This window comes from Idiomarina ramblicola, assembly GCF_003987255.1.
In the GTDB taxonomy this organism is placed as follows: domain Bacteria; phylum Pseudomonadota; class Gammaproteobacteria; order Enterobacterales; family Alteromonadaceae; genus Idiomarina; species Idiomarina ramblicola.
The window spans coordinates 126,740-139,010 of the sequence record NZ_PIQC01000004.1 but is presented as its reverse complement, the minus strand read 5'-3'; the positions used below and the strand labels follow the sequence as shown (position 1 = coordinate 139,010).

The 12,271-nt window shown below is 45.5% G+C and carries 11 protein-coding genes; 4 read left to right on the top strand and 7 right to left on the bottom strand.

Annotation, left to right across the window (positions count from 1 at the left end; genetic code table 11):
* Positions 1 to 19: 19 nt before the first annotated feature.
* Together CWI78_RS06255 and CWI78_RS06250 are read right to left on the bottom strand one after the other, a co-directional pair.
* Positions 20 to 1,507 (bottom strand): hypothetical protein, encoded by a 1,488-nt coding sequence (locus tag CWI78_RS06255; protein WP_126781312.1) that lies wholly within the window; start codon positions 1,505 to 1,507, stop codon positions 20 to 22.
* A 23-nt stretch (positions 1,508 to 1,530) separates the two neighbouring features.
* Positions 1,531 to 1,938: a curlin subunit CsgB gene (locus CWI78_RS06250; protein ID WP_126781310.1), complete on the bottom strand. Its 408-nt coding sequence runs from the start codon at positions 1,936 to 1,938 to the stop codon at positions 1,531 to 1,533.
* A gap of 319 nt (positions 1,939 to 2,257) precedes the next feature.
* On the opposite strand from CWI78_RS06250, the gene CWI78_RS06245 reads away from it, so the two are divergent.
* Positions 2,258 to 4,792 carry a S8 family serine peptidase gene (locus CWI78_RS06245; RefSeq protein ID WP_126781308.1) on the top strand — a complete coding sequence of 845 codons (2,535 nt, stop codon included), beginning with the start codon at positions 2,258 to 2,260 and terminating at the stop codon, positions 4,790 to 4,792.
* 84 nt (positions 4,793 to 4,876) lie between these two features.
* Positions 4,877 to 5,356 (top strand): type II secretion system protein, encoded by a 480-nt coding sequence (locus tag CWI78_RS06240; protein ID WP_126781306.1) that lies wholly within the window; start codon positions 4,877 to 4,879, stop codon positions 5,354 to 5,356.
* Here the strand turns inward: CWI78_RS06240 and CWI78_RS06235 are convergent.
* Complete coding sequence (locus CWI78_RS06235) at positions 5,353 to 6,363, bottom strand: isopenicillin N synthase family dioxygenase (RefSeq protein WP_126781304.1); 1,011 nt, start codon at positions 6,361 to 6,363, stop codon at positions 5,353 to 5,355. The genes CWI78_RS06240 and CWI78_RS06235 overlap by 4 nt on opposite strands.
* Positions 6,364 to 6,565: 202 nt before the next feature.
* Between CWI78_RS06235 and CWI78_RS06230 the strand changes: the two genes are divergently transcribed.
* Both CWI78_RS06230 and CWI78_RS06225 read left to right on the top strand, forming a co-directional pair.
* Positions 6,566 to 7,282, top strand: a complete 717-nt coding sequence (locus tag CWI78_RS06230; protein ID WP_126781302.1) for a YebC/PmpR family DNA-binding transcriptional regulator — start codon at positions 6,566 to 6,568, stop codon at positions 7,280 to 7,282.
* 72 nt (positions 7,283 to 7,354) lie between these two features.
* On the top strand, positions 7,355 to 8,053 hold the full coding sequence (locus CWI78_RS06225; protein ID WP_011233428.1) for an OmpW/AlkL family protein: 699 nt from the start codon (positions 7,355 to 7,357) through the stop codon (positions 8,051 to 8,053).
* Positions 8,054 to 8,089: 36 nt separating this feature from the next.
* Here the strand turns inward: CWI78_RS06225 and CWI78_RS06220 are convergent, their stop codons facing one another.
* The 4 genes from CWI78_RS06220 to CWI78_RS06205 form a co-directional block, all read right to left on the bottom strand.
* Positions 8,090 to 8,614, bottom strand: coding sequence for a response regulator transcription factor (locus CWI78_RS06220; protein ID WP_126781300.1), 525 nt, complete (start codon positions 8,612 to 8,614; stop codon positions 8,090 to 8,092).
* Between the two features lie 4 nt (positions 8,615 to 8,618).
* Positions 8,619 to 9,704 (bottom strand): ATP-binding protein, encoded by a 1,086-nt coding sequence (locus tag CWI78_RS06215; protein ID WP_126781298.1) that lies wholly within the window; start codon positions 9,702 to 9,704, stop codon positions 8,619 to 8,621.
* Between the two features lie 34 nt (positions 9,705 to 9,738).
* Positions 9,739 to 11,841 carry a TonB-dependent receptor plug domain-containing protein gene (locus CWI78_RS06210; protein WP_126781296.1) on the bottom strand — a complete coding sequence of 701 codons (2,103 nt, stop codon included), beginning with the start codon at positions 11,839 to 11,841 and terminating at the stop codon, positions 9,739 to 9,741.
* 111 nt (positions 11,842 to 11,952) lie between these two features.
* Positions 11,953 to 12,264 carry an ArsR/SmtB family transcription factor gene (locus CWI78_RS06205; protein ID WP_126781294.1) on the bottom strand — a complete coding sequence of 104 codons (312 nt, stop codon included), beginning with the start codon at positions 12,262 to 12,264 and terminating at the stop codon, positions 11,953 to 11,955.
* Positions 12,265 to 12,271 lie beyond the last annotated feature (7 nt).

The following is a 12,271-nucleotide window of genomic DNA, read 5'->3' as shown; positions in this document are numbered from 1 at the left end:
CAGCCGCTAACATCACAACTTAGTATTGAACAACAGTAGCGACGTTGTAATCGCCTTGTTGGTAAACACTCATGGTGTTGCCGTCGCTAGCTTGACCGCCGGTTACCACGTTGTAATCGCCTACTTGTTGAATATCAACACTGCCGCCACTACCGCCGACAATGAAGGAGCCTTCGTCACCAGCAATAATGTTGCTGTTACCTTCTTGATAGAAGCTGATCAGGTTTTCATCGCCACCAATAATGGTATCGATTAAGTTGATATCGCCTTGCTGTTCAGAGTCTAATGTATTGCCTGAGGTAGTTCCTGCATCGTAAGAATATGCAAGTGTCACGTTGCCGTCACCTACCTGGTTAGACATAACGTCATTGTCGTCGCCAACAATAACAACTTCTGCATTGTTAGCATCACCACGTTGGCGGCTTTGGATATCGTTAGAAACGCCAGTCGTTGCGACACCGTTGAAGTTATCATCGCCGCGGCTGCTGACCAAAATATCATTTTGCTCACCGTAAGATTCACCTACTGCAATATTGTTGTCGCCTAACTGCTCAAGCTCAACATTATGCATATCGCCTTCAGTGGCAAATACGGCGTAGTTGTTGTCACCGCGTTGGTATGCATCAATCAGGTTATCGTTGCCAACCATGCCTGTAGCCGCTTCAACAACGTTAGTGTTACCTTGTTGTTGAATCGTTATAAAGTTGGCGTCGCCCTGAATTGGTTGAATTAAGAACTCGTTGGCTGAACCGTCTTGAAATACATCAACAAAGTTCTCGTTACCTTGTAAATTTTCGGCAATGAAGATGTTTGATGAACCAAACTGTTGTGCGAAGACCTGGTTGTCGTCGCCATCCGCACCGACAACACCGCCGACGTTTCCATCACCTTCCTGAATAGCTTCAAAGGTATTGCGGTCACCGGTAGCATTGAAGTATCCGGCTTCATTAAGTGAACCCGCTTGATCGCTAAGGAACAAGTTGTCGCTACCAACGATTTGGAAATTGCTCCAGTTAGTATCGCCTGACTGGTAAGCTTCCGCAGAGTTGTAATCGCCAGCAAGATCAATGGCCGCTTCGTTGGCTGAGCCTGCTTGTTCGATAGTTGCTGTATTACCATTACCCTGAAGGAAAATGCTGGCTGTGTTTGAGCTGCCTTCCTGATAAGCGGATAACCAGTTATCGTCACCAACAACATCGGCGTTAAAAATATTCCAGAATCCTGACTGGTCGCCTTCGGCTACGTTAAAGTCACCCGTTACGTAGACATAAGCTTCTTGCCAGTCGTCAAACTGGAGCAACGAAGTGGTGTTGCCTTCACCATATTGGTCGGCATAAGCCCAGTGTAAAAAGCCTGCTTGCTCTACGTACATCTCGTTACCAAATTCAGTGGCACCGGTAGAGTCCTGATTAATCGCTGCAATATGAGTATCAGCTGCTACGCTGCCTGCGAAGGCAAGACCCATAGCCAATGCGATAGCACTTTTCTTAATCGTTATCTTAGACATGATGTTCTCCATAATTGTTTTAATCAAAACTGCGTGATGGACATTTCAGCAGCAGAACCTGATTGTTGGATGGTGATGGCATTATCATTACCGAATTGTTGTAACTGAATAACGTTGTTATCACCCAACTGCAGGATCATTGCTGAATTACCGCGTCCTGATTGTTCTGCAGTGACAGAATTATTGAACCCCTGCTGTTCCAAACTAAGAGAATTCTCAAAGCCTGACTGAACCAAATACGCGTAATTTTGCTCACCTGACTGGATAACTGAAGTGAGGTTGTAGGATCCGAGTTGAGCAATTTCTGCATGGTTGGCAAGGGCCTGCCGCTCCAGTAACCCTGCTAGCGCAACAGGAATGTCTTTTGCCACTCCGGGGAGTGAGACAAAAAGCAAAGCCAATGCTGCTAAAAGTTGTTTTTTGTAAGTCAAAGCGGAACACCTTTTGTTAATAATTCCGATAACAAGAATAGGTGCTTGCGAAACCGAAACAATCGTATGAAAGGGGTATTTTGAATAGCTCGACTGATAGATTCTTGAACGGTAATAATTATATTAATCAGATGGTTATTGTCTTTCTCTTCCCGTTGGCCACCAAACGGCCTAGTCCTTTATTCGTATTTAAACGGAGATTGTGTAAAAGCATAGCTTTCGCCATATCTTAACGTCAAAAATATGCTAATTATTTTTTAGTGCTTTTTATTTTTAGGCACGAAAGTAATTCATAAAACAACAAAACAGAGGAAGCAAAATGGCTAATATTAAAAAGTTAGTCGTTGGTATTTCTATGGCGTTAGCCGCAAGTTCAGCCGTTGCGGCAACGGATAAGAAAGCTGATGATGATTCATTGCTGGTTATGTTTAAGCAAGCGGTAACAAAAGAGCAACGACAGGATTTGATCAAAAATGCAGGCGGAAGCTTGCGGGCTCTGGATGAAAGAGGCCGAGACTTAGCGATGAGAAACATTGCTGATGGTCGAATTGCCAAAGTTAACGTTCGCAACGCGGCACAGCGCGATGCATTGATAAAACGCTTATCTCAGCATCCATTGGTTGAGGTAGCTGAGCCGAACTACATTATCAGCATTAATGATGCGAAAGACTCAAAGTTTAACATTCTTGCGACTCCAGATGATCCTGGTTTTGGTGATATGTGGGCACTGGAAAATACAGGGCAAAGCGGTGGTACGCCGGGTTCTGATATTGATGCACGACCGGCCTGGGATATTACAACCGGTGATAGCAATATTGTTATTGGTGTGATTGATAGTGGGGTTGACTACACCCACCCTGATCTCGTTGGAAACATGTGGGTTAACCCAGGTGAAGTCTGTGATAATGGCCAAGATGACGATGGTAACGGCGTGGTTGATGATTGCTATGGTTATTCGGCGGTAACATCCACAGGTGATCCTATGGATGAGAATGGTCATGGTACACACGTAGCCGGAACCATTGGGGCCAGTTCGAATAATGGTCAAGGTGTTACAGGCGTTAACTGGGATGTGCAAATTATTGGTTGTCAGTTCCTCGATGCGTCAGGCTTTGGTAGTACAGCCGCGGCTATCGAATGTATTGATTACATGACCAACTTAAAAGTTAATCATGGTGTTAATTTGGTTGCTACCAATAACTCCTGGGGTGGCGGTCCATATTCTGAGTCGTTAAGAACGGCAATCAGTGACAGCACTGACCAGGGTATTATGTTTGTTACTGCTGCAGGGAACGACGGTATCGATGCTGATGTGACGCCAAGCTACCCTGGTAGTTACGACTTGGATGGCATTGTCAACGTTGCCAATACCACGCGTACTGACAGCATATCTTTTGATTCAACTTATGGTCTGGAATCGGTTGATTTAGGCGCTCCTGGTACGGAAATTCTCTCGACCTATTTGAATGACGGTTATGCAACGGCGTCAGGCACTTCAATGGCAAGCCCGCATGTTGCTGGTGTTGCTGGTTTAGTTTGGTCAATTGCGCCGCACCTAACGATTGCCGAAGTTAAGCAGATTCTTATGGATTCAGGTGAGAGCCTTCCCGATCTGGCAGGTACGACTGTTTCTGGTAATCGTCTGAATGCTCTCAGCGCTTTGGAAGCTGCCGATCCGGATCCTGCCTATCGGTTAACGTTGTCTCCTTCAATGCAAGAGATTGTTGCAGGTGATAGCACCACCTTAACTCTGGATGTAGGAAGTATTGCCGACTGGACAGGTACTGTCGACTTAAGTGTTTCAGCTGAACCACAGTTAGATGTCGCATTATCTGCAAACCAGGCTGACGAAGGTGACAGCGTCGATGTTCAGGTCACTACGACGGATGAAACCCAATGGGGTGAGTATACGATAACCGTCAGCGGTTCAGATGTTGAAACTGGAGAAATCACTCGCGAGGTGAGCTCGAGCGTTTATGTTCTGCCACAAGGTTTATCTGACTTCTATTATGAAGACGCAGCAAATGCGGATATTCCCGATGATGACAGTAACGGTATCACCCGAGTCATCAATGTGCCGGAAACGGGCGTTGTGTTTGGTGCTGATGTCAGTGTGGATATTACTCATACATGGCGTGGCGACTTAATCGTTACTTTAACATCACCTGAAGGCACTGAGCATGTCCTGCATGACCGCGCCGGTGGTAGCGAAGAAGATTTGGTTCAAGACTGGTCTGTCGATACCTTTAACGGTGAAGACATGTCGGGTGACTGGACCTTACATGTTTCAGATAACGCGGGTGCCGATACGGGCACATTAAATCATTGGTCTTTGACTCTGACTGCGATTGAAGAAGATGATGGTTTACCGGATGCACCAGTTGCCGGGTTCGAAAGCAGCGTTGATGATTTAACGGTCACCTTTACCAACACGTCAACAGACAGTGATGATGATATCGCCAGTTACTTCTGGGAGTTTGGTGATGGCAGTACATCGACTGAAGCAAGCCCGATTTACGCTTATTCCGAAGCCGGTGTTTACGATGTAACGCTAACCGTTACTGATGCGACTGAGTTATCAGATAGCGTGACGCAATCGGTTAATGTCAGTATTACTGATATTGAGTTAAGTGTTTATCGTGCGACTCACTTACGCAACGGAACAACGCTGGTTGACCTGCGTTGGAGTGGTGCGGCAGGTGATGTTGATCTTTATCGTGATGGTGAGTTTGTTGAGACACTGAGTGATTCAGGTCGTTACCGTGATCGCTTTAAGTCTGACGGAAGCGACGTGGTGTATGAGCTGTGTGAAGCGGGCACTCAAGCTTGCCACTCAGCAACTGCAAGCTTTTAATGCAACATTGAAATAACAAGTTGTATTGATGTATATTTAGGGCACCAATTTTTTGGTGCCCTTTTTTAATTAGGATCACGGAAGATGAACACAGCAAAAGGATTCACGTTAGTAGAATTGATTATTGCCGTTGTTATCCTGAGTATTATGGCAATAGCGGCCTTACCACAGTTTATCAACTTCTCATCTGATGCAGAGCGTAGCCGAATACAATCTTTGGCGGGCGCCTTAGAAAGTTCCACTGAAATTATTTATGCAAAAGCAAACGTAAAAAACCTGCAAGAAGAGGCTGTGACTTGTCTCGGAGGAAAAATGGATGTGGCAACTGAAACGTGTCCAGACGGAGGATTGCTGCTTCACTTCGGGTACCCGGCTGCGACGGAAAGAGCATTAGAACAAATGGTTACTTTAGATGACTGGGTAACATCAAGTATTACCTCAGGTTTTTCAGGCGGTATCCGGATTGCAGCGACAGAAAAGGACATCACTGCTTGTTATGTTCACTATGAAGAAGCAACAATAGGCAATGCGGCTCAAGTCGTGGTTCATACTGACGGTTGTTAACACGAACTGCATTCCACTTCTTGCGAATAAAAACGCGCTGATACATCGGGGTGAGATCGTTTCCGGCCTTTCATGACATTGTTGCCGACATTATGCAGTAATGGGTTATCAGGATCGCTAGTCGGCCCTTTTGCGTGTTTCGCTAGGTAAGGCGGAAGTTTAAGCACGGGTACCGAGGCATCCAGTTGCGCAGCCATGAAAAAAGCAGACGAATACCGGGTAACACCGGATTTTGGGCTAGTAACGCGATGATTGGTTGCTTTCAAGTAACCGTTAGAAGCTAACTCCAGTAACTCACCAATATTGACAACAAACGCGCCCGGCCGTGGCGCAACTTTATACCACTGTTGTTCAAACTCTACTTCCAGCCCACTGTTTTCGTCTTGTAATACTAACGTGAGATAACCTGGGTCTTTATGTGCGCCAACGCCTTGTCCCGCTGTTTCTGAGCTTCCGGGATATTTAATGAGCTTAGTGTGACGATAAGGGCCTTTGTCAATTGTTTTGGCCAGTGCATTTGCCGGCTGCTCTAAACTTTCGCACAGGGCTTCCAACAGTAGCAGGGAAACTTCCGTGAGTTTGTCCTGCCAGTTTAGTAATTGTGTTTTCATTGTTGGTAACTGTTGTGGCCATTGATTCGGACCGATAAGCCTTTGCCACTCAAGACGTGTGGTCGATGGGTCCTGTGCCGGCAGTTCATCCATGATATCAAACTGTTCCCGGCGATCACGTCGGCCAGCGGTTAATTCCGTATAGTTTGCTGAGTACCCACGGAAATGCGGCGAATGAATCATCTGCACCTGTTCTTTCGCGCGATTATCAAGCGCGAAAAAAGCTTTTGCTGTATCCAGTACCTTTACTTGTTCTGCCAGTGAAATACCGTGATCTTCTAAATAAAAGAAGCCTACGTCACGCGCCGCTTGACCAAGCTCGGCGATAAACTCCTGGCGGTCAGTGGTACTAAGATAGAGCTTTCGCATTGATAGTACAGGTATGGGGCTTTGCATAACGGACTCAACTGGTTATTTCTGCGGTTGAGTTTACGTTGCTTGATAGCGATAACTAAAGAATCAAAATGTTCTATGGTAGACAGCTTGGCTATATCAATAATCCGTAATTAAGCTGGCACTTATTTCTGCTAGTACTCGACCCGTAACAGCTGGCTGTGTAAAATCTTTGGGTCTTTAATTAACTAGTGAGAAATTCAGAATGGGTCGCGCCTATCAAAACCGAAAAGATTCAATTGCTAAAACGGCGAATGCAAAGAGCAAAGTCTATAGCCGTTACGGTCGTGAAATTTACGTTTGCGCCAAGCAAGGTGGTGGAGATCCTGATGGCAATCTCGCGCTTCGAGGTCTAATAGATCGAGCCAAAAAAGATCAGGTTCCTGCTCACGTTATTGAAAAAGCAATAGACAAGGCGCAGGGCGGAGCAGGGGAAGACTTTTCTCCGGCGCGCTATGAAGGCTATGGACCCAGCAATTGTATGGTTATTGTCGAATGCTTAACCGATAACCCGAACCGCACCTTCGGCGATGTCCGTAACTGCTTTACCAAAAGTAAATCAAAAATTGGCGCTCAGGGCAGTGTTGCGCATTCGTTTGATCACTGTGCGATTTTTGCCTTCAAGCATGACAATGAAGACGAAGTGCTGGAAGCCATGATGGAAGCTGATGTTGATGTGACTGACGTCGAATTTGAAGATGGTCTGGTTACTGTATTTGCGCCAAATAATGAGTATGCGGCAGCCCGCCAGGCCTTAACTCATGCGTTTCCTGATATTGATTTTGAAGCCGACGAAATTCAGTTCTTACCGCAGGTAACCACCAGCATAGCTGAAGATGATTTACCAATGTTTGAACGTTTGATGGATATGCTGAACGATTTGGATGACGTTCAAAACATTTACCATAATGCCGAACACTAGATTGATACGGATCAACTCGATTTTTTTAAAACCTTATAAACTTTAGGGGTCTTCATTAACAAGGAGTTCCCCATGAAGCTTAAAGCATTATCGTGCGGTGTATTGTTAGGCTTGCTAAGCACTTCTGCATTAGCAAACGATTTTTCCATCAATGTTGGTGCCATCTCTGTCATGCCTGATGACAGCAGTAGCCACTTGAACGTTGTTGAGTCAGTAGCTGGTTTACCAGAGAACAGTACTGGCGTTGGTGTAAACACGAATACTCAGTTAGGTTTAACTTTTGATTATAAGTTAACTGAAAACTGGACGCTTGAACTGGTTGCAGCAACACCGTTCAGCCATGATATTACCGCAACAGGTTCGTTGGCTGGGCTGAAAATAGGTAAAACTAAGCACTTGCCACCAACCTTGCTGGCGCAATATCATTTTGATATCGACAGTGAAATGTTTAAACCTTTCGTCGGTATTGGTGTTAACTACACAGCTTTCTTTGATGAGCAAGTCGACCCGCAGTTGCGTTCAACGTTAGGCGACCTGGGTGTTGTTACCGACAATGACGATGTCTCTTTAGCGCTGAAAAACAGCTGGGGCTATGCTCTGCAAGCGGGTGTAAATGTCGATCTGAGTGAAAACTGGGGTCTTCATTTCATGGTTAGTCGCATGGATATCGATACCACAGGTGATGTTCGCGTAAACGGTAATACCATTGAAAGTGTTGATGTTGATATCGACCCTTACGTTGCTATGGCCGGTGTTCGCTATAACTTCTAAAGCCTTTGCGCCGCTCAGCCATTGAGCGGCGCATTTTTAATGTGGTGAGCGTTTTGACAATTTGCGCTGTAACGTACGCCGATGCATTCCCAGTTCTCGTGCTGTCTTAGAAACATTTCCCTGATTGTCATGCAAGGCTCTTTGAATATATTCCCATTCTATTTGCCCTGGAGTCATAGGTTTCACTGCTTCTTGTGTTTCTGATTCTATTCCCTTCAAGCGGGCCAGCAATTCATTGAGTGTAACGGGCTTGCTAATGTAATCTGTTGCCCCTCGTTTCATAGCCTCAACGGTTGTGGCTATGCTTGCGTAACCTGTCAACATAATAAAATGGGTGGGCGCAAAGCGGTGTTTCAATTGCGTAATTGCGTCGAGCCCCGACTCATTTCCCAGCATCATATCCAGAATAATGGCGTGCACAGTATGTTCAGAGGTGGCATTCAAAGCCGCTTTACCAGAAGTGAAGGTTTGAACTTGGTAGCCGCCTTTAAGCTCAAGGCGTCGCTGCATTACGCTTAAGAAGGGTAGGTCGTCATCAATAAGTAGAACGGTATCGGTCATAAGTTTACTCTGGACACTCGTCTAAAGGAGAACAAGGCAAAGTTACCAGCGTCACCAGGTTGTCTGACTCACGGAACCAAATAACTTTACCATTAAACTTTTCGATAGTCGCATTACTGACGGTTGCTCCAATGCCATGCCCGGCCGTACTTGGCAGGAAACGTTGTCCCAGCTCCTTTATCGTCTGTTCACTCAAGCTATTGCTTTTATTGACTATTTTTATCCGCCATTGTGAGTTAAAAACTTCTGCGTATACGGTGACTTTGGGATCTGATGTATCTAAGGCCGCATCACAGGCATTTACAATAATACTGGTTAGGGCGGGAAGTAATGTGCGATCAGCAATCAGCTTGCCGTAGTCGTCGAGATTGTTATTTTGCCATTGGATTTCCGTTTCTGGTCGGGCTATAGACATCAGATATTTTACTTCTGACCATAGAGATCCTATCTGAAAATGATCTGATTTCTGCATTCGAATGTCCTCTGCAATAAGACGCCATTCTGACAGCTTTTGATGTATTCGCTGAAACTGCTTCTGCAGAGAAAGTAACCAGTCGGGGGTTGTCGATAACTGCTCAATACCTTCCTCTAACAAGAGTTGTGCGGATTGCACAGGTGTTGCCACTTCGTGGGTGAGTTGTGCGGCAGCAGTTCCTATTGCCAAAAGCTGCTCATTGCGTAATTGTCGCTCTCTAAGCTGCTGAATATCCGCTTCCTTTTTCGATATTTGATATTTGAAGTACAAGGTAACGACAGCAATAATTGCACTGGTTATGACGAAACTAATAATCATAGATTCGAAATGGGCGTTCATTCCGTTGTGTGCGTGGTTTACTGTGGAGAATGGAATAAGCTGCGCTAACTGTCCCCCTACACTGACTAACCATAATAAGAGCGCCGGAACATGTGGAAGCCACATAAAGGAGAGCACAACGGGAACGAGTAAAACCGCATTGAAAGGGTTACTGGCAGCGCCATTGAACGCGATAATGCTATTTAGTATGAGTATTTCAGCGAGTAAAAAAACAAAAATAATGGAGTGAGGAAAGTGGCGATGGCGGGTGAGCGCCATCGCAATAATTAATAGCATAAGAGTTCTCGCGGTGCGTTTTTTATTAGCTTAATTAAAATGAGTAACGAATACCAAAGTTAACTGAGCGCCCTGCGCCGGCTATATTATTAAATCCTTGCTCCGGAGTGTTGTTATATTGAGCAATATTAACACCTCCCAAAGGCTGCCGGTAGAAGGTATCAAATAGGTTAGTAACGCCCAGTGTCAGAGTCAGTTGTGACCACTTGTATTGCCCTTGCCAGTTTACCAGATGGTAACTGTCGGTTATATTTTCGAGACGACGAGGATCAACGCGATCTTTTTTAGCAACCCACTCCCAGCTTAAACTTTGCAGCCAATTTCCATTTTCCTGATGTAGGCTTAAGACACTGTTAAGAGGCTTTATTTGGTAGAGGGGCTGCTCATCAATGTCTCGTTCTCCCCGAGTGTAACTGACGCTACCTTGTAGTGATAACAACCCGAGTAATCCAGATGTATTCCAGCTTTTCCCGGCGTTAATGTTTACGCCAATCAGCTCAGCATCTTCATTGACCATTTGTAAGATATTACGTTGCCCGGTGGGGATATCGGAGCGATTAAACTGACCAATAACCTCTGCATCAATAGCATCGGAAATTTGGGTGTAATAAGGGCTAATGCTGAAGTCCCAATTGTTATCGCTATTGTATGCATAGCTTGCACTAAGAGTGTGTGCCGTTTCGGGTTTTAGGTCTATATTTCCAACGTAGCCGTTAGCGTCGCCGAACCAGCCGATCATGGTTGCTGCCATGACTCCACGGCCCCAACTGTAACGTTCATATAGGTTAGGAGCCCGGTTTTTTCTTGCTATTCCAAATTCTAGCGACTGGTTTGAATCTATGGTGTATAAAGCCGTCAATGTCAGGTCGATAAGCCAGTCAGACTGACTGCGGTTTGACGCGTTAAACTCATCAGCCGCCGCTGCATCAGCATTAGGCATACCCATTATTGGCATTCGGTTGTAGGGTTGAACGGCTCCGGTGTCTGTATGTACTTGCTCAATACGAACCCCGGAACTGAGTTGCCATTGCTGAGCAGGTTGCCAGTCCAGCTCGGTATAAGCCGCTATTCGGCGACGTTCTCCATCATTAATATTCAGGTAATCGTTAGGTCCCATCATGGCTGATGATTCTAACGCTGGCCAGTAGTCGTCAAGTTGGTACAAAAAAGACTCCTGGCCAACGTATAATGTGGCACCGTCAAGAATAGGCCATTGCCATTCAAGTTTGTAGCTAAAGTCATCGGCTTCGGTCAGCATAGGCATCATACCGGGCTTTTCTTGAGTGAAAAATCCCATCTCGTGCTTCACCCCTTGCCAATTCAGTTGGGCCTGAAACTTCCCCTCATTATTTAGCGAACTTTGATAACGCAAAACAACTCCGGTACTTTGGTTATCCGTCATATCCATGTACTGGTTAGCAAACCCCTGAAATGGAATACTTTGATGATTTACCTTAAATGACAACTGCTGTTCAGAATCTTTCCAGGAACCGATGAGTGAATGGTTTTGCGCTCGATATAAGGTATCCAGTACTCGGTTTCCATTTCCGTCATCGTAGCTTTTAGCATCTTCATAAGCTCCCTGATATTGAATAGTTAAGTCACGGCTAGACCATTCAGCACCAGCACTGGTTAGCCAGTGAGACGCGTTAGATTGATACTCGGCAGCTAAATAACCTTTGTTCCAGGAAAGCTCCTGTGAGTCGGTAAAGTTAGGGTTTATCTGGTCAACCCGGATAACGCCTGCAATATTGTCGCCTCCCATCCGCACAGGGCTGATTCCTGCGATAACCTGAGTTGCTTCAATCTGGCTGGACGAAACGTAAGATAAAGGCGGGTTCATCTGATTCGCACAGGAGGCCGTCAGCTCATTGCCGTCGATACTTACTTTTATGCGGTCACCCATCATACCATTAAGGACAGGAAGTGCGGACACGCCCCCGGCAGCCGAAAAGTCAACTCCTTGTTCTTTTAGAAGTTGGCTCGCATCTCCTAGCGCTGACTCGGGTTTTGTTGTCTTAATCTGAATAATTTCATCTATTTTAATCGGCTCTTTGGCATCAAGTGGAGAAGTCATGCCAGCTAAAGTGAGAGCAATAACCGAAAGAGGAAAAATCGAACGCAAGCGTTGGGACATCTTTAGCGGTATCCTTATTCTAAAAGTGAACTCCAAGTGTGAGGTTCATTTTAAGGATGTTATGGCAGTTGTTCGATGCGACAAAAGGTAGCATCCCTTTAGGAGTACCACTTAAAGTGAGGGGCAGAATTTATCTTTTAATAACTTCATAAAAGCTTCGGTGTCCGGATCTTTTATTGAGTAGTAGACGGTTTGTGACTCTTTACGAATGCTGACCAATTGCTGCTGACGCAATACCGCCAGATGTTGTGAAAAAGCTGACGGGCTTAAGTCAAAATACTGATGTAACTCACCCACACTTTGTTCACCTAATGCCAATCGACACAAAATTTGTAAGCGGTGAGGGTTGCCTAAAGAGCGCAAAAAGCTAGCCGCATTCTGCGCTTCTTCCTGAAGCATCTCTTGTGATTCTGTTGCACTCATGGTGTCT